This is a genomic window from Brevibacillus sp. WF146, assembly GCF_001673705.2.
GTDB lineage: Bacteria > Bacillota > Bacilli > Brevibacillales > Brevibacillaceae > Brevibacillus > Brevibacillus thermoruber.
In genome coordinates, this window is sequence record NZ_CP109943.1 from 411,139 (window position 1) to 433,611 (window position 22,473).

21 protein-coding genes, 1 pseudogene and 1 riboswitch are annotated in these 22,473 nt (G+C 58.5%); of the genes and pseudogenes, 17 read left to right on the top strand and 5 right to left on the bottom strand.

Annotated features, from left to right (window positions below):
* Positions 1 to 56: 56 nt before the first annotated feature.
* From A6764_RS02155 to A6764_RS02175, 5 genes are read left to right on the top strand one after another with little or no spacing between them, the layout of a single operon-like run.
* Entirely contained in the window at positions 57 to 1,586 is a 1,530-nt protein-coding gene (locus tag A6764_RS02155; protein WP_264622374.1) for an ABC transporter ATP-binding protein, read from the top strand.
* Complete coding sequence (locus A6764_RS02160; RefSeq protein ID WP_065067489.1) at positions 1,561 to 2,631, top strand: ABC transporter permease; 1,071 nt, start codon at positions 1,561 to 1,563, stop codon at positions 2,629 to 2,631. Before A6764_RS02155 ends, A6764_RS02160 begins: the two co-directional genes overlap by 26 nt.
* Complete coding sequence (locus A6764_RS02165) at positions 2,618 to 3,535, top strand: ABC transporter permease (RefSeq protein ID WP_029100466.1); 918 nt, start codon at positions 2,618 to 2,620, stop codon at positions 3,533 to 3,535. Before A6764_RS02160 ends, A6764_RS02165 begins: the two co-directional genes overlap by 14 nt.
* Before the next feature lie 34 nt (positions 3,536 to 3,569).
* A complete protein-coding gene (locus A6764_RS02170; RefSeq protein ID WP_065067488.1) occupies positions 3,570 to 4,232 on the top strand; it encodes a sulfite oxidase-like oxidoreductase in 663 nt (220 codons plus the stop codon).
* A 2-nt stretch (positions 4,233 to 4,234) separates the two neighbouring features.
* Positions 4,235 to 4,957: a nucleoside phosphorylase gene (locus tag A6764_RS02175; RefSeq protein ID WP_264622502.1), complete on the top strand. Its 723-nt coding sequence runs from the start codon at positions 4,235 to 4,237 to the stop codon at positions 4,955 to 4,957.
* A gap of 169 nt (positions 4,958 to 5,126) precedes the next feature.
* On the opposite strand, the gene A6764_RS02180 is transcribed toward A6764_RS02175, so the two are convergent.
* Positions 5,127 to 5,327 carry a hypothetical protein gene (locus tag A6764_RS02180; RefSeq protein WP_065067486.1) on the bottom strand — a complete coding sequence of 67 codons (201 nt, stop codon included), beginning with the start codon at positions 5,325 to 5,327 and terminating at the stop codon, positions 5,127 to 5,129.
* Between the two features lie 88 nt (positions 5,328 to 5,415).
* Here A6764_RS02180 and A6764_RS02185 point away from each other — a divergent pair, with 88 nt between their 5' ends.
* The 8 genes from A6764_RS02185 to A6764_RS02220 all read left to right on the top strand — a co-directional run bounded on the left by A6764_RS02185 (position 5,416) and on the right by A6764_RS02220 (position 12,408).
* On the top strand, positions 5,416 to 5,829 hold the full coding sequence (locus tag A6764_RS02185; RefSeq protein ID WP_065067485.1) for a hypothetical protein: 414 nt from the start codon (positions 5,416 to 5,418) through the stop codon (positions 5,827 to 5,829).
* Positions 5,830 to 6,148: 319 nt separating this feature from the next.
* Positions 6,149 to 6,751, top strand: a complete 603-nt coding sequence (locus A6764_RS02190) for a glycerol-3-phosphate responsive antiterminator (RefSeq protein WP_065067484.1) — start codon at positions 6,149 to 6,151, stop codon at positions 6,749 to 6,751.
* Positions 6,729 to 7,403 (top strand): HAD-IA family hydrolase, encoded by a 675-nt coding sequence (locus A6764_RS02195; RefSeq protein ID WP_065067483.1) that lies wholly within the window; start codon positions 6,729 to 6,731, stop codon positions 7,401 to 7,403. Before A6764_RS02190 ends, A6764_RS02195 begins: the two co-directional genes overlap by 23 nt.
* Positions 7,391 to 8,458 (top strand): ABC transporter ATP-binding protein, encoded by a 1,068-nt coding sequence (locus A6764_RS02200; RefSeq protein ID WP_065067482.1) that lies wholly within the window; start codon positions 7,391 to 7,393, stop codon positions 8,456 to 8,458. The genes A6764_RS02195 and A6764_RS02200 overlap by 13 nt, the downstream gene beginning before the upstream one ends.
* Complete coding sequence (locus tag A6764_RS02205; RefSeq protein ID WP_083989847.1) at positions 8,458 to 9,402, top strand: carbohydrate ABC transporter permease; 945 nt, start codon at positions 8,458 to 8,460, stop codon at positions 9,400 to 9,402. Before A6764_RS02200 ends, A6764_RS02205 begins: the two co-directional genes overlap by 1 nt.
* 70 nt (positions 9,403 to 9,472) lie before the next feature.
* A complete protein-coding gene (locus A6764_RS02210; protein WP_035296301.1) occupies positions 9,473 to 10,300 on the top strand; it encodes a carbohydrate ABC transporter permease in 828 nt (275 codons plus the stop codon).
* Positions 10,301 to 10,345: 45 nt separating this feature from the next.
* A complete protein-coding gene (locus tag A6764_RS02215) occupies positions 10,346 to 11,674 on the top strand; it encodes an ABC transporter substrate-binding protein (RefSeq protein WP_065067481.1) in 1,329 nt (442 codons plus the stop codon).
* A gap of 14 nt (positions 11,675 to 11,688) precedes the next feature.
* On the top strand, positions 11,689 to 12,408 hold the full coding sequence (locus A6764_RS02220) for a glycerophosphodiester phosphodiesterase (protein ID WP_065067480.1): 720 nt from the start codon (positions 11,689 to 11,691) through the stop codon (positions 12,406 to 12,408).
* Positions 12,409 to 12,541: 133 nt separating this feature from the next.
* Here A6764_RS02220 and A6764_RS02225 read toward each other — a convergent pair whose 3' ends face one another.
* From A6764_RS02225 to ggt, 4 genes are all read right to left on the bottom strand, one after another.
* On the bottom strand, positions 12,542 to 13,423 hold the full coding sequence (locus A6764_RS02225; protein ID WP_264622263.1) for an IS3 family transposase: 882 nt from the start codon (positions 13,421 to 13,423) through the stop codon (positions 12,542 to 12,544).
* Positions 13,420 to 13,728 carry a transposase gene (locus tag A6764_RS02230; RefSeq protein WP_065068441.1) on the bottom strand — a complete coding sequence of 103 codons (309 nt, stop codon included), beginning with the start codon at positions 13,726 to 13,728 and terminating at the stop codon, positions 13,420 to 13,422. Before A6764_RS02230 ends, A6764_RS02225 begins: the two co-directional genes overlap by 4 nt.
* A gap of 94 nt (positions 13,729 to 13,822) precedes the next feature.
* Positions 13,823 to 15,811: a methyl-accepting chemotaxis protein gene (locus tag A6764_RS02235; protein ID WP_065067479.1), complete on the bottom strand. Its 1,989-nt coding sequence runs from the start codon at positions 15,809 to 15,811 to the stop codon at positions 13,823 to 13,825.
* Positions 15,812 to 15,906: 95 nt separating this feature from the next.
* Complete coding sequence (gene ggt, locus A6764_RS02240) at positions 15,907 to 17,529, bottom strand: gamma-glutamyltransferase (RefSeq protein ID WP_255309717.1); 1,623 nt, start codon at positions 17,527 to 17,529, stop codon at positions 15,907 to 15,909.
* A 249-nt stretch (positions 17,530 to 17,778) separates the two neighbouring features.
* A riboswitch (cyclic di-GMP riboswitch) is annotated at positions 17,779 to 17,868 on the bottom strand.
* A gap of 299 nt (positions 17,869 to 18,167) precedes the next feature.
* Here ggt and A6764_RS02245 point away from each other — a divergent pair.
* From A6764_RS02245 to A6764_RS22330, 4 genes and pseudogenes are all read left to right on the top strand, one after another.
* The gene (locus tag A6764_RS02245; protein ID WP_065067477.1) at positions 18,168 to 18,767 is read left to right on the top strand and encodes an SET domain-containing protein; all 600 of its coding nucleotides are present in this window, start codon (positions 18,168 to 18,170) and stop codon (positions 18,765 to 18,767) included.
* A gap of 96 nt (positions 18,768 to 18,863) precedes the next feature.
* On the top strand, positions 18,864 to 20,534 hold the full coding sequence (locus tag A6764_RS02250; RefSeq protein WP_370512122.1) for a glutamine--tRNA ligase/YqeY domain fusion protein: 1,671 nt from the start codon (positions 18,864 to 18,866) through the stop codon (positions 20,532 to 20,534).
* Between the two features lie 188 nt (positions 20,535 to 20,722).
* Positions 20,723 to 22,054 (top strand): APC family permease, encoded by a 1,332-nt coding sequence (locus A6764_RS02255; RefSeq protein ID WP_029100451.1) that lies wholly within the window; start codon positions 20,723 to 20,725, stop codon positions 22,052 to 22,054.
* 190 nt (positions 22,055 to 22,244) lie between these two features.
* Positions 22,245 to 22,469 (top strand): annotated as a pseudogene (locus A6764_RS22330) (TetR/AcrR family transcriptional regulator); the annotation flags it as partial.
* Positions 22,470 to 22,473 lie beyond the last annotated feature (4 nt).

Sequence of the window (22,473 nt, forward strand, 5' to 3'; positions counted from 1 at the left end):
GTGGTAGTCGGTTTCCTGTTGCAACGGGCCAACAGGAAAAAGGAGGGAAGAACGGGATGGCGTACCGTCTGGAAATGCGTAACATGACGAAAAGGTACGGCGATTTTACGGCCAACGACAATGTGTCGTTCACCCTGCGGGCCGGCGAAGTCCACGCCATCGTCGGGGAGAACGGCGCCGGCAAAACCACCCTGATGCGGATGCTGTACGGCATGGAACAGCCCACGTCCGGGGAGATCGTGCTGAACGGCCGGCCGGTGGTCTTTCGCGGCCCCGACGACGCGATCAAACACGGCATCGGGATGGTGCACCAGCACTTCATGCTGTTTGCCGATTTCAGCGTGGCGGAGAACATCGTCATCGGCTATGAACCGCAGCGCGCCGGCCTGTTCCGGCGCAAGGAAGCGGTGGAGGCGGTGCGGGCCCTCAGCGAGCGCTACCGCATCCCGATCGACGTGACCGCCCGGGTATCCCAATGCTCGGTCGGGGAACAGCAGCGCGTGGAGATTCTCAAGGTGCTGTACCAGGGAGCGGACATCATCGTACTGGACGAGCCGACCGCCGTCCTGACGCCGCTGGAGGTAAAGGAACTGCTGCAGACGATACGCCACCTGGCGGAGAGCGGCAAGAGCGTCATCCTGATCACGCACAAGCTCAAGGAAGTGATGGAGGTGGCCGACCGGATCACGGTGCTGCGCGGCGGCCGGGTGACCGGGACCGTTTCCCGGCAGGAGACCAGCGTGGACGAACTGGCCCGGCTGATGGTGGGCCGCGAGCTGCAGCCATTGAGCGAGCGGGTGAGCCTGGCCGGCGGGCCGCTCCTGCAGGTGGAAAACCTGACCGTTCGCGACAGGCAGACGATCGTGGACGGCGTTGCTTTTACCGTGCACCACGGGGAAATCGTCGGAATCGCCGGGGTCTCGGGCAACGGCCAGTCGGAGCTGCTGCAGGCCATCACCGGGCTGCGGCCGATCACGGCGGGCAGGGTGCTGCTGGGCGGAAAAGACGTCACCAACCGTCCGGTGGCAGCCATTCGTGAAGCGGGAGTGGCCCATATCCCGGAAGACCGCTACCTGTGGGGAACGGCCAAGCAGGAGAGCGTGGAGGAAAACGCCTTGATGGGCTACCAGCGCAAAAGGGCGTTCAGCCGTCGCGGCGTCATTCTGCGGGACGCGTTCCGCCGTGTGGTGGAGCAGTGGGTGGAGCGGTTTGCCATCAAGACCGGTTCCCGGCACCTGCAGGAGCAGGCGAGCAACCTGTCCGGCGGCAATCTGCAAAAACTGATTGTCGCCCGCGAGCTGGGGCAAAAGACGCCGCTGTTGATCGCCGCCGAACCGACGCGCGGCGTGGACATCGGGGCGATGGAACACATCCACCAGGCGCTGATCGAAAAGCGAAACAGCGGCGACGGGATTCTGCTCGTCTCGTCGGAGCTGTCGGAAATTTTGGCGCTGTCTGACAGAATTCTGGTCATGTACAAGGGACGGATCGTCGGCGAGCTGAAGCGGTCGGAGGCGACGGAAGAGAAAATCAGCGTGTTGATGGCAGGAGGAAGCATCCATGGAAGCGGTCAAAAAGCTGTGTAAATCGCTGGTCCAGCCGCTGTTGGCGGTGGTGATCGGCTTGTTGACGGGAGCGGTTGTCATCAGCGCGGTAGGCGAATCGATCCTGGACACCTACCAGCAGATGTGGAAAGGGGCGTTCGGCAGCTTTTACTTTTTCGCCTCCACGCTGGCCCGGTCCACGCCGATCATGCTGATCGGGCTGGGGCTGTCGCTGGCGTTTCGCGCCGGGGTGTTCAATCTGGGCGCCGAGGGGCAGATGGTGCTGGGAGCAATCGGCGCGACGCTGGTCGGGCTGTACCTGCCCGGTCCCGGACTGGTGAAAATGCTGGCCGCGCTGGCGACCGGGGTGGCCGTGGGCGGTCTCTGGTCGCTTTTGGCCGGGTACATGGAGGCGAAGTTTCGCGTCCAACTGCTCATCACCACCCTGCTGCTCAACTACATTGCCGTCCTGTTTGCCGGGTATCTGGTCAGTGAACCGTTTCAGGACAAGTCAGGCTCGGCGGCGCTGGCCCAGACGGCCATGCTGGAGAAGAGCGTCTGGCTGCCCAAGCTGTTCGCCGGCATGAGCGTGCACACCGGCTTCCTGTTGGCGTTGGCCGCTGCTCTGGCATTGTTCTGGGTCGTCCGGTTCACGCCGTTCGGCTACGAGGTGAAGATGCTCGGACACAATCCGTTTTTTGCCCGGTACGGCGGGATCGACAAGGACCGGGTGATGCTTGTGGCGATGTTTGCCAGCGGGGGATTGGCCGGGCTGGCCGGCACCGTGGAAGTGCTGGGGGCGCATTACCGGTTCGTCGACGGCGCGCTGACCGTCCCCGGGTATGCCTGGACGGGCTTGATGGCCACGCTGCTGGCCAATTCCCACCCGATCGGCGTCGTGTTTACCTCGATTCTGCTGGCCGCCCTGCAGACGGGCGCGATGGGCGTGGAGCGCAACACCGAGGTGCCGCTGGAGCTGGCCAGCGTCATACAGGCCGTGCTGATTCTGTTTATCTCCGCCAAATTCAGCCATGACTGGTGGAAAAATCGCAAGAGCAAGAGGAGGGAGTCGCATGGAGTTGTTTGATGGAGCCCTCGTCAGTTCCACCATCCGGATGGTGACTCCGATCCTCCTGGCGGCACTGGGCGGAGCACTGTGCGCCCGGGTGGGCATCTTCAACGTCGGGCTGGAGGGGCTGGTGCTGGTCGGAGCGTTTTCCGCCATCGTCGGCAACCACTTTACCGGCAGCCTGCCGCTGGCCGTCCTGTTTGCCGCCGCCGTCACCGTGCTGTTTTCGCTGTTGTTTGCCTACATGACGATCGGACTGAAGGCGAACGAAATCATCGTCGGCGTGGCGATCAATTTCCTCGCGCTGGGGCTCACCACGTTTGCGCTGCGCGCCGTCTTCGGCGTGAAAGGGGCGTTTTACGACAAGGACATGGCCGGGCTGCCGCAGTGGCAGATCCCCCTGGTCACAGACATCCCCGTGCTGGGGGACATCCTGTCGGGTCATTCGCCGCTGGTCTACGCGGCCTTTTTGGCGGCGGTTCTGCTGCATCTGTTCTTTGCCCACACCGTGACCGGCTTCCGCGTGCTGGCGGCCGGGATGAATCCGGTGGCGGCCCGCAGCCTGGGCCTCAAAGTGACGCGGCTGCAGGTGCTGGCCATTGCGCTGTGCGGCGTTCTCTGCGGCATGGCCGGGGCACAGCTCTCGCTGGGACAGGTGACCATGTTTACTGAAGGCATGACGGCGGGGCGCGGCTTTATCGCGCTGGTGGCGATGATGTTGGGGCAGTCTCACCCGTTGGGCATTCTCGCCTCCAGCCTGCTGTTCGGGCTGATGGATGCGCTCAGCATCCGTCTGCAGGGCTTTTCGCTGCCGACGCAGTTTACCGCGATGCTGCCCTACGTGCTGACGATTGCGGCGATGTTCTTCCTCAAGGACAGGGGCGCGGCCGCAAGCACCGCCAGCCAGCAGAGCGCCCGCTAGACGGAGACGGACTGACTTGGGAGGGAACGAGAAGATGAACAAGGCAGAGCGAATCAAACGGATGAGGGTGCCCACAGTCGATCCGGCCCTGGCGCGGCGGCTGCCGCCGGGACAGGTGCTGACGGAGCGGTTTCCGATCTTGCATGAGGGGGAGGTGCCCGTCTACGACCTGGAGACGTGGACGCTGCGGGTCTTCGGGGAAGTCGACCGGGACGTAACGCTCTCCTACGCCGACATCATGGCGATGCCGCAGACGACGATCACCTGCGACATCCACTGCGTCACCCGCTGGTCCCGGTTTGACAACCGGTTTACCGGCGTTCGTTTCCGCGATTTCCTGGCGGCGGCCGGTGTCACGCCGCAGGGCAGGTACGTGATGCTGCACGGCGATTACGGCTACACGGCCAACGTGGCGCTGACCGACCTGGACCGGGACGACGTGCTGCTGGCCCACTCCTTTGACGGAGCGCCGCTGACGGACAAGCACGGCTGGCCGCTGCGGCTGATCGTGCCTCACCTCTATTTCTGGAAGAGCGTGAAATGGCTGCGCGGGATCGAATTCATGAACGAAAATAACCCCGGCTTCTGGGAGCAAAACGGTTTTCACCTGAACGGCGACCCGTTCCGCGAAGAGCGTTTCTCCGGCGAAGCCCTGCCGATTCCGGAAGACGAATGGGAGAAAAAGGAGTTTGATTGATGATGCTGCCCAATCTGAAAGTTGACCCGGAAAACCTGCCGAAGCGCGCGATCGTCTGCGGCGATCCGAAGCGGGCGGCCCGCATCGCCGCCCTGCTGGACGAGAGCAGGCCGATCGGGGAAAACCGGGAATACCACAGCTATGCGGGAACGTGGAACGGCACGGAGGTGGCCGTCGTCAGCCACGGTGTCGGCTCGCCGGGGGCGGCCGTCTGCTTTGAAGAGCTGGCCAAAGGCGGCGTGAAAACGATCATCCGCGTCGGAACGGCCGGTTCCTACCAAAAAGCGATCGAACCGGGCAGCCTGGTGATCAGCACGGCGGCTGTCCGCCGGGACGGACTGACCAGCCAGTTGGTTCCGCCGGGCTTCCCGGCCGTGGCCGACCGCCGCGTCGTCGATGCGCTGTCCGCCGCCGCCGCGAAGCGCGACACGGGACTCCATGTGGCCGAGGGCGTGACACTGACGATGGACATGTTTTACAGCGGCGTCGTGGAGTTTCCCCACAAGCTGTACCAACAGGCGGGCGTGCTGGCCGTGGAGATGGAGAATGCGGCGCTGTTCGTGATTGCCGCTCTTAGAGGCATGCGCGCCGGCTCTATCCTGGCGATCGACGGCTACGCCGACGCCGACCTGTTGGAAACGTACAACCCTCATACCGAAACGACGGCCAAAGCGATTGAGGCGGAGGCGCGCATCGCGCTGGATGCGATCGTGGCGGTGGAATAGGGGGCCCATCCATAAAACGTCCCTCGTGTGATGGCACGAGGGATTTTATTATCTCACGATCCAGTTTCGTGTTGTTGAACGATTTTTTTAAGGGATTCCGAAGATGATCGTGTATGTAGCTGCACCATTCGGCACCGTTCTTATCGGCGTGCTCCACGTACGTTCCAAATCATGTAGCAGAGCGGCAATCATCTCTTTGATCCGTGGTGAGAATCTTGTATTCCAAACCGTCTCCCTTGCCGATGAAAAGAAAGCGTACGTCCTCCTTGGGGCCAGCGATGCTTACGTCAGCAGGCGGGATTCTGACAAAACTCACAACCAACGCAAGAAAGAGCAGAAACACTACCGTGATTGGTATCGTCCCCTTCATCCCCCTCTTCTCCTCTCAGCACAATGATAGTATGATTGTGTAAGATTATACACAAATATCCAGTATGTAGAAAGAGGGAGAGGATCTGGTGCAAATCAGTCCGTTTATCCAAATGGGAAAAAGAAAGAAGGCAATCGCCGGATTTGCTGTGTTATTGGCTGCCATCGTATATGCCGTCTATACGTTCTGGTACAACACCCCCGAAAAAGCTCTTGAAAGATATTTATCGCTGATCGTAAGCAAACAAGGTGAAAAAGCCTATGAGTATGTCTATAAAGAAAGCGGCAGTTACTATCCTAAGCGCGGAGATTTTGTACATTCCGCGAAAACTACGAAATTACTTGACTTTAAGGTGTTGGGCGTTACGAAAGCGGACAATACTTCCACGGAGGTGAAGGTATTGTTGCAATTCGCTAGATTCGACAAAGAAAAAGTGTTTACAATGAAAAAGGTTTTTGGAAAATGGCAGGTGGTTTTACATGGTCCGGATGGAAATGGTTGAAAGCACACGGATATGGAGAGCGCGTCAGATCCACGATTTTCTCGTCGTCAGGTCTGACGCTTTTCCTTTTCATGCGGGCTGCCGGACGAGACTCTCGCTCAAACGGGCATTCCTTTACAAAATTCTGGCCCAACGTTAATACGCGCTTCACGTTCCCTTAACTTTCCAACGGTACCATCGTAATTGACAAGTGAACGATTCCCGCGGTTGGAGCCCTGGAGAAACCCCTCGACATCATTTCCAAGCACTCTCATCGAGAAGTCTTTGGCGATTGTCATGTCGTGGGGGTTTTGTTTTGGGCGAAAGGAGGCGCGCCTGGATGAACCAAGCGGAATTTTACGAGCGGCTGGCCCGGCAGAAGCTGATTGCCTCGGTCAAGGAGCCCAAGTATCTGGAAAAGGCGGCGGAAGCGCAGGCAAGCGCGGTGGTGCTGTCCATCGGGAACATCGGGGTGATCAAGCGCTACGTCGACTTTTTCAAAACGCACGACGTGCCGGTGTTCCTGCATCTGGAACGGATCGGGGGAATCAGCTACGACCGGGAAGGCGTCGCGTTTGTCGCCCACTACGTCAGGCCGGACGGCATCGTCACCACCCGCAACACGCTGATCAAGCTGGCCAAAAAGCAGGGATTGCTGACGATCCAGCGGCTGTTTCTGGTGGACAGCGACGCCCTCCGATCGGGGCTGCAGTCGGTGCAGGACACGCAGCCGGACGCCGTTGAGCTGATGCCGGCACTGCTGCCGGAGGTCATCGCCGAATACCGGCAGGAGCTGGGGGAGACGCCGATCATTGCCGGCGGTCTGATCCGCAAACGGGAACAGATGGTGCAGGCGCTCCAGTACGGGGCCGTCGCCGTCTCTGTCGGCAGCCATTCTTTATGGAAGGAGAGTCTTGCGGATGTATCAATGCCTGTTGTTTGACCTGGACGGCACCCTGCTGGACAGCCGGGATGCGGTGATCGACGCGGTCGCCCGTACGGCGGAGCGCTTTGCGCCGGGGGTGTTCAGCCAGGACGATCTTTTGAAGCGTTTCGGCGAATCGCTGGACGACTTTCTCGCGGCGGCGGCCGGGGAGACGTACGACCGCGAGGCGGTAAGGAAAAGCTACGCCGCCTACGTCCGGGAGCATCACGACCGGCACGTCCGCCTGTTTCCCTGCGTACGCGAAGGGCTGGAGCGGCTGAAAGCGGCCGGTTACCGGATGGCCGTGGTGACCAACAAGCAGCGCGAGTTTGCCGTCGCGGGGCTGGAACTGGCGGGACTGGTGGAGTTCTTTGAGGTTGTCGTCACCATCGACGACGTGTCGCGCGGCAAGCCGTCCGCCGAACCGGTTCAACAGGCGCTCCGCCTGCTTCAGATGCGGCCGGAGCAGGCCCTGATGATCGGTGACAGCCGCTACGACGTACTGGCGGCCGCAGGAGCGGGCGTCAAGTCGGCGGTGCTGGAGTGGTACGGCGCGGAAGAGTGGACGTCCGCCGTTCCTGACCTGCGCTTTGCCAATTTTCAGACCTTTGCCGAAGAGATGCTGGCCGTCAGGGCACTGGGAGGGAATGGAGCCAGATGGCACGAGTGATATTGAAGCAGGTAACCAAAACATTTCACAGCCAGACGGTGGTCAAAGGGCTGAACCTGGTCATACCGGACGGTTCCTTTACCGTGCTGGTCGGGCCGTCAGGGTGCGGAAAATCGACCACGCTGCGGATGATTGCCGGGCTGGAGAGCGTCACGGACGGGGAAATCCTGATCGGCGACCAACCGGTCAATCATCTGCCGCCCGGCAAACGGGACGTGGCGATGGTGTTTCAAAACTACGCGCTCTATCCGACGATGAACGTCTACGACAACATCGCGTTCGGCCTGCGCAACCGGGGGTACTCGAAAAAAGACTGCCGGACGATGGTGGAAGAAATCGCGGAGGTGGTCGGGCTGACACCGTATCTCAAGCGGAAGCCCTCGGAGCTCTCCGGCGGACAGCGGCAGCGCGTCGCCCTGGCCCGCGCGATGGTGAAAAAGCCGCAGGTGTTTCTGATGGATGAACCGCTGTCCAACCTGGACGCCAAGCTGCGCAACCAGATGCGGGTGGAGCTGACCAGCCTGCACAAACGGCTCGGCACCACCTTTATCTACGTCACCCACGACCAGGTGGAAGCGATGACGATGGGCGATCAGATCGTCGTCATGAGCGAGGGTACGATCATGCAGGTGGCGCCGCCGATGGAGCTGTATCGGGAGCCGGCCAACCTGTTCGTCGCCCAGTTTATCGGCTCGCCGGCGATGAACGTCGTCCCGGCGGATGGGCGGGCCGAACACTTGTGGGGGTTTCGCCCGGAAATGGCGGTCCTCCTGCCGGGCGGCGCGTCGGCCGTCCCGGCGGAAGCGGCGTGGTCGCTCGGCGGCACCATCATGTCACGGGAAATTCTCGGTTCGGACGCGCTGTACCACGTGGAAACGGAGAGAGGACACGTCGTGGTCAAGGCGGGAACGGAGACGATGGTGGAGATCGGCGCGACGGTGCTGGTGTCGGTGCCGCTGGCGCACATCCACGTATTTGACCGCGCGACCGGGAAGCGGCTGGGACGGCTGGAGGGACGGACCCGGAACCATTCGCTGGCGGGAGGGGTGGTCTGATGCGTAAAGCCATTGCCGTCCAAGAGGTGGCGAACGCGCAATCGGCGGGGGCGCTGCCGGCGGCCCGGTTTGCCTTCGCCGAGCGGATTCGTCCGTACCTGTACATCGCGCCCGCCCTGCTGTTCTTTGCCGTCTTTTTCTTCTTTCCGATCGCGTATGTGATCTACTTGTCCTTTCACGACTGGTCGCTGCTCAACCTGGAGGAGATCGAGTGGGTGGGGCTGGACAACTTTGCCGCGCTGTGGGAAGACGCCGATTTTCGTCAGGTGCTCGCCAACACCTTGATGTACACGCTCGCCACGGTGGGGCTCGGCATCGTCATCGCCTTTTTCCTGGCGCTGTGGCTCAACCGCAAGGCCAGGGTGTACGGGCTGGTGCAGGCGGCCGTGTTCAGTCCTCATATCGTCTCGCTCGTCTCGGTCGCGATGCTCTGGATGTGGCTGATGGACCCGCAGTACGGTCTGCTCAACGCCCTGTTGGAATTCGTCGGACTGCCGGCGTACACCTGGCTGACCGACACGAAAAGCGCGCTGGTGTCGCTGATCGTGGTAAGCCTCTGGAAAGGGGTCGGCTACAACACGGTGGTCTTCATCGCCGGGCTGCAAAGCATTCCCCGCGACATATACGAGGCAGCCGCCCTGGACCGCTCTCCGTGGTGGCGCACCCTGGTCAGCATCACGGTTCCGATGCTGTCGCCCACGCTGTTCTTTTTGCTGGTGATCAACACGATCTCATCGTTTCAGGTGTTTGACACGATCTACATCATGACCCAGGGCGGTCCGGTCAACAGCACCAACATGCTGGTCTTCTACATTTACGAGCAGGGCATGGATTTCTACAACGGCGGCATCGCTTCCGCCGCATCCGTCATCCTGCTGGGGATGGTCGGATTGCTGACGCTGCTGCATTTCCGCCTGATGGGAAAACGGGTCCACTACCGCTGACGGGCCCCTGATCCGGCCAGGTATGGAAGCGAATTCGACACAGGTTCGCCGGGAGGAAGGAGGAGGTTGTATGAGACATGCGGGACGTGCGGCGTGGAAAGCGGTGGAGTGGGGGCTTCTCGCCGTCGTTTCCCTGATCTTTGTGTTTCCGTTTCTCTGGATGTTTGTGACCGCGTTCAAGACGATGCCGGAGGTGTACCGGTTCCCGCCCACCTGGTGGCCGGAGTCGTGGCAGTTGGAGAACTTCCGCATCGCGTGGGAATCCGGCCCGTTTCTCACCTACGTCTGGAACAGCTTTCTCGTGGCGGCGGGCATTCTCGTCCTGCAGCTCTTGACCGGCGTGCCGGCCGCGTACGCCTTTGCCCGCTACCGGTTTCGCGGGCGGAATCTGCTGTTTGGCCTGACCCTGATTGCTTTGATGATTCCCCCCCAGGTGGTCTTTTTGCCGGTGTATGTGGAAATGAGCCAGTGGGGGCTGGTGAATACGCTGTGGGCGCTGATTCTGCCGTACGGGGCGAGCGCCTTCGGAATCTTTTTGCTCCGCCAGTGTTTCATGCAGGTGCCCGACGAGGTGATCGAAGCCGCCCGGCTGGACAATGCCTCCGAGTGGACAATCATGTGGACGATCATGGTACCGATGGCCAAGCCGGTGCTGGTCACGTTCGGGCTGTTCAGCTTCATCTATCACTGGAACGACTACTTCTGGCCGCTGATCATGACCAACAGCGACGCTGTGCGGACGCTGCCGATCGGCATCTCCATGCTGAAGGCGGCGGAAGGCGGCAAGCTCTGGAACGTCATCATGGCGGGCAACATGATCCTCGTGCTGCCGGTCCTGGCCATCTTTTTCATCGCCCAGCGGCACATCATCAGCGCATTTGTCTATTCATCCAAATAAAGGGGAACACCCGCGTTTCTTCCCGATCAGAAAAAGGAGGTATGCATGGTGAAAAAGGTTCGAGTATCCATACTGGCGTGCGTTTTGACCGTGACGGCCGTACTGGCCGGGTGCAGCGGCAAGCAGGAGGCGGCTGGCGGACAGAAGTCCGGTTCCGGAAGCGGCGGCCAGCAGCAGACAGCCGATGCCGGAAAGCCCGTGGAAATCGACTTTTGGTACGCGCTGGGCGGCCGCAACGGCGAAGTGATCGAAGAGATGGTCAAACAATTCAACGACACGCACAAAGGCATCGTCGTCAAGCCGTCCTATCAAGGCAGCTACTATGAAAACCACGCCAAGGTGCTGGCCGCCGTCTCAGCCGGAAACCAGCCCGACGTGACGATGGTGGAGATCGCTTCGGTGGGCGCGTTTGCCGACGCCAAGGTGCTGCAGGACCTGGGGCCCTACGCGAACGGGGAGGAAGACAAATACATTCCCGGCCTGATGGGCAACTCCTACTGGAACGACAAGCTGTACGCCGTGCCGTTCAACCGCTCCACCCCGCTCTTGTACGTCAATCGCGACAAGCTGAAAGCGGCCGGGTTGGATCCCGACGGTCCGAAGACCTGGGAGGAACTGCGCCGGTACGCCAAGGCCCTGACCAAAAAAGAGGGGGGCAAGACGACGACCTACGGCTTCTCCACGCCGATCGACATTTGGTTCTACGAAGCGCTGGTCTTTGAGAGCGGCGGAAACATCCTGAGCGAAGACGGCAAGAGCGTGGCGCTCGACAACGAAGCGGGAAAAGCGCCGCTGGAGTTCTGGAGCAGCCTGCTGCAGGAAGGTGTGATGAAGGCTCCGCCGGGCGAAAAATACAACGCCTGGGACGTGGCCAAGCAGGATTTCCTCAACCAGCAGGTGGCCATGATCTTTACATCGACAGGAGACCTGCACGCGCTCAAGGAGAACGCCACGTTTGAAGTAGGGGCGGCTTTCCTGCCGGCCAACAAGCGTTACGGGGTGCCGACTGGCGGCGCCAACCTGGTGATGCTCGCCAAGTCTTCGGATGAGGAGAAAAAGGCGGCATGGGAATTCATCAAATGGATGACGGACACCCCGCAGACGATTCGTTGGTCGCTGGAAACCGGGTACATGCCGGTGACGAAGGAAGCGGTCGAGTCGGACGAGATGAAAGCAGCATACCAGAAAGAGCCGAACTTCCAGGTGGCGGTCAAACAACTGGAGTACGCCCAACCGCGTCCGATGGTCCCCGGCTATAAGGAACTGCAGGAAGTCATCATGACGGAGATCCAGCGGGCCGTGCTGAAACAGGCGACCGTAGACGAAGCGATTGCCAAGGTTGTGGAAAAAGGAGAGAAACTGCTGAAAAAGTAGCGAGGTGACGTTGCATGAACGTCTGCATGGCGCATCGCGGCTGGTCGGGCAAGGCGCCCGAAAACACCATGACGGCCATTCGGCTCGCGCTGGCGGAACCGGCCATTCGCGCGATTGAGGTGGACGTACAGCTTTCCAAGGACGGCGTGCCGGTCCTGTTCCACGATTTTTCGCTGGAGAGGACGACCAACGGCAGCGGACGGGTGCAGGATCTGACGCTGGCGGAACTGCGCCAGCTTGACGCGGGGAGCTGGTTTGACGAGCGCTTTGCCGGCGAGCGGATTCCCGCGCTGGAAGAGGTGCTGGCTGCCGCGAAGGGACGATGCACGCTGAACATTGAGCTGAAAACGGCGGCCGACATGCATCCCGGACTGGCGGAACGCGTGCTGACGCTGCTGGACCGGCACGGGATGAAGAGGGATGTGTACCTCACCTCGTTTGACCACGAGCTCATCCGGCAGGTGCGGCGGCTGGACGCCGAGGTCAAGACCGGGCTGATCGTATACGGACGGCCGGTCATGATCCTGGAACAACTGCGGCAGGCGGGAGCGGACATGCTCTCCATGTCCTATCCGTTTCTCACCCGGGAGTTGGCCCGCGAGGCGATCGACCAGGGGTTTGGCGTCATCGCCTGGACGGTGGACGACCCGGAGGCGATCCGCACGATCATGAAGTGGCATCCGCAGGTGCAAATCTGCACCAACCATCCGGACCGGATGCTGGCCCTTCGCTGAGCATCGAATCACAGCGGCCGTGAGGAATTGTCCTCACGGCTGCGGTTTGCGTCGGGACAGCCGGGGAGCAGAAAAAGGCACCGCTGCATGGTATTACCCCTGTCAAGTAGACAGACTTTAAACAAGCCCTAGTTCAAGATGCCTGAGCTCGGTATTGTACCGGGCTCAGGTTATGTAACCGGGATTGAAAACGTTTGTGATTGTAAAAACGAATATAGCGATCAACAGCGTGATGTACTTCTTCATCCGTCTTGAAGTTGTGCAAATACATGCATTCTGATTTCAGATGGCTGAAAAAACTCTCCATACAAGCGTTGTCCAGACAATTTCCCTTTCTGGACATACTTGCGGTAATGTTATATTGTTTGAGTAGGTTATGATATTGTCGGGATGTGTACTGGAATCCTTGGTCGCTATGCAACAGGACTCCACTCACATCTCCTTTTTTTATGGCTGCCTTTACCGTGTCCATGACAAGCCGTATGTCATTCCGTTTACTTATCCTGTAGGCGACGACTTCGTTGTTGAAAAGGTCGTAAATGACGGAGAGATAGAGTCGACGTCCATTGAAGATCAGATAGGTAATATCTGTAACCCATTTTTCGTTAGGACGGGAAGCGATAAAATCACGGTTCAGTTTGTTTTCGGAAATGACAACTTGCTCTTTGCGGCCAAAGAATTTCCGTTTCCTGCGAATACGTGCCTGGATCCCCATTTCCTTCATGAGTCGATACACACGCTTACGATTTACGTGTATACCATATCTTTGAGTTAGCCAAACCGTTACTCGCGGGTACCCGTAAATGCCGTTTACTTCTTGATGGCATTCCCTAATCATTTCTTTCAATTTCTCGTCTTCCACCATTTTTCGAGACGGATTCTGCTGCTGTTTTACCCACTTGTAAAAGCCACTCCGTGATACACCGGATACCGAGCACAGCAAGGAAACGGAGTATGTTCCCATCATTTCATGGATGATGGAGTAAGATTTTGATTGTTCTTTTTGCTTCTTCACCGCCTTTCGAGTCCGAGCCACTTTTTTAGATATTCATTCTCAGCTCGCAATCTCAAGTTTTCCTCTTCTAGGGTGAAAAGACATTTTCTCGGCCTTCCTTTCCTCGGTCCAACCGCTTTCCCTCGTTTTTCTTCGAGTCCCTTCATCCCTTCATTCTCAAAATGCTTGACCCATCTCATCACAATGTTTTTATCTGAGATGCCAAGTTCCTTTGCGATGGTTTTATAACTTTTGTCGCCATCAAGGTATAAATGTACCGCTTTTCTCTTTATTTCAATTGGATACGTCTTGCGTATTTTCCCCATAGAAAATCCCCTCCGAGTTAACAGTAAGGGACTTGCTTTTTACTGTCTACTCAAAGGGGATAATACCATGCACGGGTGCCTTTTTCCGTTTGGCTTATATCTTGAAGCGTTTGACGTGGGCCTGCAGCTCTTCGGCGATTCTCGCCAGCGAGCTGGCGGAAGAAGTGACTTCCTCCATGGAGGCCAACTGCTCCTCGGTGGCGGCGGAGACGCTTTGCGTTCCTTCTGCGGAATTTTCCGCCACTTCGGCGATTTGGGTGACCAACTGGACGACCTGTTCCGTACCTGCGGTCATCTGGCGGGAGTGGTCTTTTACTTTCTGGATCTGGTCGGCCGTGTGGGTCACGGAATCCTGAATCTGTTCAAACGACTTGCCGGCTTCGTTGACGACCTCGATCCCGAGCGCCACTTCTTTTGTCCCTTTTTCCATGGATTGAACGGCCAGGTCCGATTCCTGCTGGATGGCCAGAATGAGCTGTTCGATCTGCTGGGCGGACTGGGCCGATTGTTCCGCCAGTTTGCGGACTTCGTTCGCCACGACGGCAAATCCGCGTCCCTGTTCGCCGGCCCGCGCCGCTTCGATGGCGGCATTGAGCGACAACAGGTTGGTCTGCTCGGCGATGTCGGTGATCACCTGGACGATTTGACCGATCTCCTGGGAACTGTCACCCAGACGTTTGACGATGCGGGCGATCTGGTTGACCGTCTCGTTGATGGACTGCATTTGCTGCGCGACGGTTTGGATGGTCTGGTTGCCGTCGATCGCGATTTGCGAAGCCCTGAGGGCGGAATCTGCCGCGTTTTCCGCACTGGCGGCAATTTGCTGAACCCCGGAGGACACCTCCTGGATCGCGCGGACGCTTTCCTCCACGCTTTGCACCTGCCGCTCCGCGCCGTACGCCACCTCCTGGATGGTCGTGGCGATCTGCTCGGTGGCCTTGCTCGTGTGTTCGGCGTTTACGGTCAGCTCTTCCGCGGACGCAGCCAAATTTTCGGCGCTGGCGTTCACCTGCTGGATAATGGTGCGCAGATTTTCCACCATGGCGTTTACGGCCCGGGACAGTTGGCCGATTTCATCCTGCGTGCGGATGCGGAGCGGCTCCACCGTCAGTTCTCCATCGGAGATGCGTTTGGTCACGGTGGCCACTTCCTTGATCGGCCGCGTGATCCGGAGCGACACGGCGAATGCGATCGCGATCACAAGAGCGCTGACGATGACCACAATGACGGCGATGTTGCTGTTGAGAGCGGTCACGGCCGACGTAATGGATTGGACGGGGATATGCAGGAACAAGCCGTACTTCGTTTTCGCAATAGGCGCATAGGCGACCATGTACTCGCTGCCGGCGTAGCTGTAGGTATAGGAGGCCGTCTCGCTGCCGCCTTTCTTGAGGATCTCGGCCAATCCCTGCGGCAGACCGGCTTCATCCACCGCTTTGCCGATCAGCTCTTTGTTGGGATGGGCTTGAATCAGCCCTTTGTTGTCCACGAGAATGGCGTACCCGCCGCTGCCCAGGTTGAGATTTTGCAGGAAGGTTTCGGTAAACTGGTCAACGTTGACGAGACCAGTCAGGACGCCAAGAATTTGGCCGCTTTGGCTCTTGACGGGGGAGGCGACGACGATGGATCGCTTGCCGGTCGTCTTGGCGATCACGATATCGGAATAGCTGGATTTTCCGGCCATCCCGTCCTTGAAAAACGGCCGTTCGGACAAGTCGATGCCGACGCTTTTCGGAAACGTGTCGGCGGACACTTTCCCGTCCGGAGAGATGAAGGTGTTGCCGTCGAAGATCTTCATTTCCTCGGTGAACGAGCGAATGAACAGGTTTTTCGCGGCAGCGTCCGTCGATTGAATGTCAGATGAACGGGCCAGCACCTGAATCTCCGTCATCCGTCTGTCCAGGTATTGATCCATCGCGACGGCGGTGCTTTTGGCGAGGTCGATGTAGGACTGCCGCTGTTTGTCCGTGATGATTTTTGAGCTGCTGGTGGTGATGTACAGGGAGGTGCCGATGAGTGGTATGATCGCTACGACTAGAAACCAAACAATCAGTTTGTTTCGAAGCTTGCCGAAGACAAACACGAAGGAATTCCTCCTTTTATAATCAGGCCTGTTCGAACGTCTGAAGCGTGAAAGCATTCAGACTGCCGGGAACATTCCCGGCAGTCTGGAGTGAATCAATATCCGATTGCTGCACCTTCTCCGCGCGGATCGGCGCCGCCAAACTTCACGTTGGTGACGGGATCGATCAGAATTGCCCCGGATTGGCCCATTTGATCGGTGTAGGCGGCTTCCAGTTTTTCAACCGGGTGACCGCGTTTGATCAGTTCGTCCAGAACGTCCTGCGGAATCCGGCTTTCCACCTTGAGGTTGTTGGAAGAAGCGCCCCAGTTGCGTCCGTGCAGCCATCTCGGCGCTTCGATCGCGTCCTGTACGCTGAAGCCGAAATCGACGATGCGGGTCACCAGGGCGGCCTGAGTCTGAGGCTGTCCTTCTCCGCCTTGGGTTCCATAGAGGAGGTAGGGCTTGTCTCCCTTAAACAGCATCGCCGGATTGATGGTGTTGAAGGAGCGTTTGCCCGGCTCCAAGCGGTTGACGTGGTTCGGATCCAGGGAGAAGTAGCTGCCGCGGTTTTGCAGCAGTACGCCGGTGCCTTTGGCAACGATGCCGGAGCCCCAGTCGAAGTAGTGGCTTTGAATCATCGAAACGGCGTTGCCATCCTTGTCGACGACGCCGAGCCATACAGTGTCCCCTTTTGGATCGAGCGGCTCCACCGTTTGGGCTGCCTTTTTCATGTCGATCCGCTTGGCCAGTTCTTGACCGTGCTCTTTGGACAGCAAGTAATCCACCGGAATGTCGGCAAACTCGGGGTCGGTCAGCCATTTGTCACGGTCGGCAAAGGCTTGCTTGGTCGCTTCCACAATCACATGGTAGTAGTCGGGAGTGCCTTCGCCCATGCTCTTCAGATCGAAGTTGTTCAGGATGTTGAGAATGGAGAGCGAGGCCATCCCTTGCGAGTTGGGCGGCACGTTGTACGCCTTGTATCCGCGGTAGTCGACGGAAATCGGTTTTGCCCACGTGGCGGTGTGTTTTTCAAAGTCTTTCAGGGTGAGCAAGCCGCCGTTTTTCTGCACGTCGTCGACGATTTTCTTGGCGATTTCGCCTTTGTAGAATCCGTCCGCCCCTTTTTTGGCGATCACTTTCAAGGTTTCCGCCAGGTCTTTCTGCTTCATGATTTCGCCGGCCTGGTACGGTTCGCCGTTGGGCTTCAGGTAGATTTTGCGGAACTCTTCAAAGCGCTGCAGATTTTTCAGTTCGTTGTCGGTCGGATCGGTCGCGTACTTGGTCCAGTACACCTGGTTAGGGGAGACGGGATAGCCTTTTTCCGCGTATTCGATCGCCGGCTCCAGCAGTTTGCTCCACGGGATCTTGCTGCCGCTCATCTCCTTGTGGGCGTAGTTGTACGCTTCCCACCAGCCGGAAACGACTCCGGGGACGGTGTTGGCGGCCAGGTAACCGCGGGACGGGATTTTATCGTACCCTTTGCTCTTGTAGAACTCGATGGTCGCTTTCTCCCCGGCACGGCCGCTGCCGTTCAGGGCGCGCAGTTCTTTCGTTTTTGCGTTGTAGATCAGCCAGAAGTTGTCTCCGCCGATGCTGGTGTAATGGGGATAGACGACGGTCAGCGTGGAAGCCGCCGCGATCGCGGCATCTACCGCGTTTCCGCCCTCCTGCAGCGTCTTCAGTGCAGCGGCGGTAGCCAGGTAGTGCGGCGAGGTAACCATGCCGTTCGGCGACATGGAGGTTGGACGGTTGGCGGCATTTCCCGCCGATGCGAAGGCGGACAGGCTTAAAACGCCGGCCAGACCCAGAGCGCTGAGTTTTGTCCAGAACTTTTTCACAATCGTTCCTCCTTTGTCTTGTTGTAGAAGCGAGTTGCGATGGATGGTCCGTACGTCTGGCGCTTCACCTCCCCCTATGGCCTGCAACCGCTTGTTTCCATAAAAAGACCGATGACATAGGATCATCGGTCTGTCCTACATCAATACTTCGGTAACTGGCTGGCGTGTCCGCACGCGGCGGAGGTAGCCCCTGTAGCTTTGCGCCGCCGGGTTTCCCCGGGTTTGCCGTTTCGATATCAATGCCTGGTCTTGTGGAATTCAGAAAACGGGAAATGAGACCATCTTCATTTCATCCCGCGGTGCAAGCAGTCCAATGGACTTGGTAAAATCACGTCTCCTTTCATTAGATCGGTAAAAACGTCCCGATGTTTAATAACAAAATGAAAAAATTCTGTTGTATTTGTGACCATCGTCCGGTTCCTCTTCCTAGGCAGCAAATCTTTTTTCTTCGCACACACCTTCGCACACACCCGAGCCGGCCGGACTGATTATGATGTAGAAAACAGAGCAGCTTCGCCAAGGAGGGAAATGAGACGATGATGCATCCGGATACGGAACTGAGGTATATTCATGATGAAATCGGGTACGGAGTCTTTGCCACCAAGCTGATTCCCAAGGGAACCATCGTCTGGGTGCTGGACGATCTCGATCAGGTATTGGACCCGTCTTACGTGGAATCGCTTGATCCGCTGCGCAAGCAGGACGTGTTGAAATACTCGTTTCGCAATCAGCATGGAGCGTACATTCTCTGCTGGGATAAGGCCCGCTTCGTCAACCACAGCTTTCACGTCAACTGCGTCGGCACGGCCTACGATCTGGAACTGGCGGCCCGGGACATTCAGCCCGGCGAACAGCTTACCGACGACTACGGAACGCTCAATCTGGACGAACCGTTCGACTGCCTGCCGGAAACGGGCACCGACCGGGTCAGGGTCATGCCGGACGACCTGCTGCGCTATCACGCGTACTGGGATGACCTGGCCCGCGAAGCGTTCCGCCAGTTTGCCCGCGTTCCGCAGCCGCTCGCCCATCTGGTGCGCCCGCAGCATCTGGCAAAGATTCAGGCCGTCGTCGAACAGCGCAAGCCGCTGGATTCCATCGTGAACATTTATTACGACCGTCTGCTGCAGCGGTAAGTGTCCCGGCGGTGTGCGGCGGGACGGGGGACGGCCCGATTTGTTGAACTCTCGATGAGGAATCAGTATTATTGAATGTAAAGGTGAAGTGAAAGGTTGATTCAATTGGAAAACAAGTCGGCATCATCCAACTTTATCCGCAACATCGTCATCGAGGATTTGCAGGCGGGACGAGTGAAAGAAGTCGTTACCCGATTCCCTCCGGAACCGAACGGGTATCTCCATATCGGGCATGCCAAATCCATCTGCCTGAACTTTGAGCTGGCTGACGAGTTCAAGGGCAGAACCAACCTGCGCTTTGACGACACCAATCCGCTGAAAGAAGACACCGAGTACGTGGAAGCGATCAAGGAAGACGTCAAATGGCTGGGTTTTGAGTGGGACGGTCTGTATTTCGCTTCCGACTACTTTGAGGAAATGTACAATCGCGCGGTGCTGCTGATCAAAAAAGGCAAGGCGTACGTCGACGACCTCTCCGCCGAGGAAATCCGCAAAACGCGGGGGACGCTGACGGAGCCGGGCACGGAGAGTCCGTACCGCAACCGTTCGGTGGAGGAAAACCTGGACCTGTTCCAGCGGATGCGCAACGGCGAGTTCAAGGACGGCGAAAAAGTGCTGCGCGCCAAAATCGACATGAGCTCGCCGAACATCAACCTGCGCGACCCGGTGCTCTACCGGATCGCCCATGCCACCCATCACAACACGGGAGACAAGTGGTGCATCTACCCGATGTACGACTTTGCCCACCCGCTGGAAGACGCCATCGAAGGCGTGACCCACTCGCTCTGCTCGCTCGAGTTTGAAGACCATCGTCCGCTCTACGACTGGGTCATTCGCGAGTGCGAGATGGAGCACGTGCCGCGCCAGTATGAATTTGCCCGTTTGAACATGACCAACACGGTGATGAGCAAACGCAAGCTGAAAATGCTGGTGGACGAAAAAATCGTGGACGGATGGGACGACCCGCGGATGCCCACCATCGCCGGACTGCGCCGCCGCGGCTACACGCCGGAAGCGATCCGGGCGTTTGCGCGGGAAATCGGCGTCTCCCGCAGCAACAGCGTGGTGGACGCGAAGATGCTCGAGCATTTCATCCGCGAAGACCTGAAGCTGAAGGCGCCGCGCACGATGGCCGTGCTGCGCCCGCTGAAAGTGGTCATCACCAACTATCCGGAAGGCCAGGTGGAGATGCTGGACGCGGAAAACAACCCGGAAAATCCCGCGATGGGCATCAGACAAATCCCGTTTTCCCGCGAGATTTACATCGAGCAGGACGACTTCATGGAAAATCCGCCGAGCAAGTACTTCCGCCTGTTCCCGGGCAACGAAGTGCGGCTGAAGCACGCCTACTTCATCAAGTGCCACGACGTGATCAAGGACGAACAGGGGAACGTGGTGGAACTGCACTGCACGTACGACCCGGAGACGAAGAGCGGCACCGGGTTCACCGGCCGGAAAGTGAAGGGGACCATCCATTGGGTGGACGCCAAGCACGCCGTTCCGGCGGAGTTTCGCCTGTATGAACCGCTCATTCTGGACGGGCAGGAGGACGGCGATTCGTTCTTGGAAAACATCAATCCCAACTCGCTGGAAACGCTGCACGGCTTTGTCGAGCCCAACCTGAAGGACAGCAAGCCGCACGACAAGTTCCAGTTCTTCCGCCACGGCTACTTCAACGTCGATCCGAAGTACACGACCCCGGACAAACTGGTGTTCAACCGGATCGTTTCGCTGAAAAGTTCGTTTGAACTGCCGAAGCAGGGATAATTTCGAGCATAAGTGGAAAGGCTGTTAACGCGGTTAACAGCTTTTTCCATATTCTTGGGGACCCCGCCGGGTGCAGCAGACGCTCACCTGGGCGGGGGATTTTTTTGAGAGGGGCAGTCCGAAAAGTGTGGATATTTTTTCATCTAACTGTATAATAATTCATGTCATCTTTCGGAGGGGGACTGCCCATGCAACAGCAATCAGAGCTTCACCGCAGTTTAAAACTGTGGCACATCGTCGTTATCGGCCTCGGATACATGGCGCCGATGGCAGTGTTTGACACGTACGGCATCGTCGCGGAGGAGACGGGCGGTCACGTCCCGGCCGCCTATCTGCTCACCCTGCTGGCCATTTTGTTTACGGCGGCGAGCTATGGCAAAATGGTCCGGGTGTTTCCTTCCGCCGGTTCCGCCTACACGTACGCGCAGCAGACGTTTCACCCCTACGTGGGCTTTCTGGTCGGGTGGGCGTCGCTGTTGGACTATTTGTTTTTGCCGATGATCAACGCCCTGTTGACCGGTGTCTACCTGTCGGCGGTGTTTCCGGAAATACCGGCGCGGCTGTGGATCGTCGGGTTTGTCATCCTGATCACCGCGCTGAACGTGATGCGGGTGACCGTAACGGCCACCGTCAATTCGCTCCTGGTCTTGTTTCAGGTGTCCGTCGTGGCCGTCTTCGCCGCGCTGGCGGTCAGAGGCTTGCTGCACGGCGAGGGGATCGGCCAGGTGTTTGCTGTCCAGCCGTTTTACTCGCCGGACATGTCCGCCGCCGCCCTGCTTGCGGGCGCGTCCATTCTCTGTTTCTCGTTTCTGGGCTTTGACGCCGTCACGACGCTGGCGGAGGAGACGAAGGACGCGGCCAACACCATCCCGCGGGGCATTATCCTCGTGGCGCTGGCCGGGGGTGCGCTGTTTGTGACGGCTTCCTACTTCACGCAGTCGCTGTTTCCCGACGTGAGCGTCTTCGCCGACCCGGAAGCGGCCTCGGCCGAGATTGCGCTGCACATCGGCGGTGCGGTGTTTCAACTCGTCTTCCTGGCGGCGGCCCTCTCGTCGACGCTGGCGTCCGGCCTCGTGTCGGTAACCAGCGTGACCCGGCTGCTGTACGCCATGGGGAGGGACGGGTACCTTCCGGAAAAGTGGTTCGGCTACGTCCATCCCCGCCTGCAGACACCTCTGCTCAACGTGCTGCTGATCGGGGCACTGATGCTGAGCGCACTGTTTTTGGATTTGCTCACCGCTACGTCGTTCATCAATTTTGGGGCGCTGATCGCGTTTACCTTTGTCAATCTGTGCGTAATCGCCCACTACACCGGCAAACGGCGCGGGCTGTCGGGCTGGTGGAGCTATTTCGTCTCCCCGCTGATCGGGGCCGGCTTTGTCGCGTTTTTATGGGTCCACCTGGAGGCCAGGTCGATGCAGCTCGGCTTGGTTTGGACAGCGATTGGAGCGATGTATCTGGTGTACCTGGTGAAAATCAAGCGGGTGGCCGTTCGGAAGCTGAGCTTTGACGAGAGCTGAACCAGTCTCACTTTCCTTCCACAAAAAGAAGTAGACCACCCTTGGACTTGGTAGGCTAAGGTGGTCTACTCGCAATTACATGAGCCGCCCCCTTGTGGGGAACGTCTATTGTACCGACCGTCGGTGCGGCAACACCGGCGTTCGTGTTAGTTTATGCAGTTTCTGTTGTTATTAGGATAGACAACGCAGAGTGATAAGTCAACATGTACATACCGTCTGCATACACGTTTCCCCCCGATCTCAGCAGCGTGATTGTGGAACGAGAGAGGTTCGACCTGCCGGATATGCTCGATTTGAAGCGGCTTACAAGGTTCTCGCCGAAAAGGGATACGAAAACTGCTCCGTCAAGGACATTGCTCGTGAGGCAGGCGTGTCGCCCGGCTTGGTGCACTACCACTTTGCAAACAAGGAAGACCTTT

Bases quoted from the DNA above. Each gene is read 5' to 3' on its own strand.
- A6764_RS02200 (WP_065067482.1), top strand. From the start codon at position 7,391: ATGGCACGAGTGATATTGAAGCAGGTAACCAAAACATTTCACAGCCAG.
- A6764_RS02180 (WP_065067486.1), bottom strand. From the start codon at position 5,327: ATGAAGGGGACGATACCAATCACGGTAGTGTTTCTGCTCTTTCTTGCG.
- A6764_RS02155 (WP_264622374.1), top strand. From the start codon at position 57: ATGGCGTACCGTCTGGAAATGCGTAACATGACGAAAAGGTACGGCGAT.
- A6764_RS02190 (WP_065067484.1), top strand. From the start codon at position 6,149: ATGAACCAAGCGGAATTTTACGAGCGGCTGGCCCGGCAGAAGCTGATT.
- A6764_RS02175 (WP_264622502.1), top strand. From the start codon at position 4,235: ATGCTGCCCAATCTGAAAGTTGACCCGGAAAACCTGCCGAAGCGCGCG.
- A6764_RS02245 (WP_065067477.1), top strand. From the start codon at position 18,168: ATGATGCATCCGGATACGGAACTGAGGTATATTCATGATGAAATCGGG.
- A6764_RS02210 (WP_035296301.1), top strand. From the start codon at position 9,473: ATGAGACATGCGGGACGTGCGGCGTGGAAAGCGGTGGAGTGGGGGCTT.
- A6764_RS02255 (WP_029100451.1), top strand. From the start codon at position 20,723: ATGCAACAGCAATCAGAGCTTCACCGCAGTTTAAAACTGTGGCACATC.
- A6764_RS02215 (WP_065067481.1), top strand. From the start codon at position 10,346: ATGGTGAAAAAGGTTCGAGTATCCATACTGGCGTGCGTTTTGACCGTG.
- A6764_RS02165 (WP_029100466.1), top strand. From the start codon at position 2,618: ATGGAGTTGTTTGATGGAGCCCTCGTCAGTTCCACCATCCGGATGGTG.
- A6764_RS02205 (WP_083989847.1), top strand. From the start codon at position 8,458: ATGCGTAAAGCCATTGCCGTCCAAGAGGTGGCGAACGCGCAATCGGCG.
- A6764_RS02195 (WP_065067483.1), top strand. From the start codon at position 6,729: ATGTATCAATGCCTGTTGTTTGACCTGGACGGCACCCTGCTGGACAGC.
- A6764_RS02230 (WP_065068441.1), bottom strand. From the start codon at position 13,728: ATGGGGAAAATACGCAAGACGTATCCAATTGAAATAAAGAGAAAAGCG.
- ggt (WP_255309717.1), bottom strand. From the start codon at position 17,529: ATGTCGCCGAACGGCATGGTTACCTCGCCGCACTACCTGGCTACCGCC.
- A6764_RS02220 (WP_065067480.1), top strand. From the start codon at position 11,689: ATGAACGTCTGCATGGCGCATCGCGGCTGGTCGGGCAAGGCGCCCGAA.
- A6764_RS02170 (WP_065067488.1), top strand. From the start codon at position 3,570: ATGAACAAGGCAGAGCGAATCAAACGGATGAGGGTGCCCACAGTCGAT.
- A6764_RS02160 (WP_065067489.1), top strand. From the start codon at position 1,561: ATGGAAGCGGTCAAAAAGCTGTGTAAATCGCTGGTCCAGCCGCTGTTG.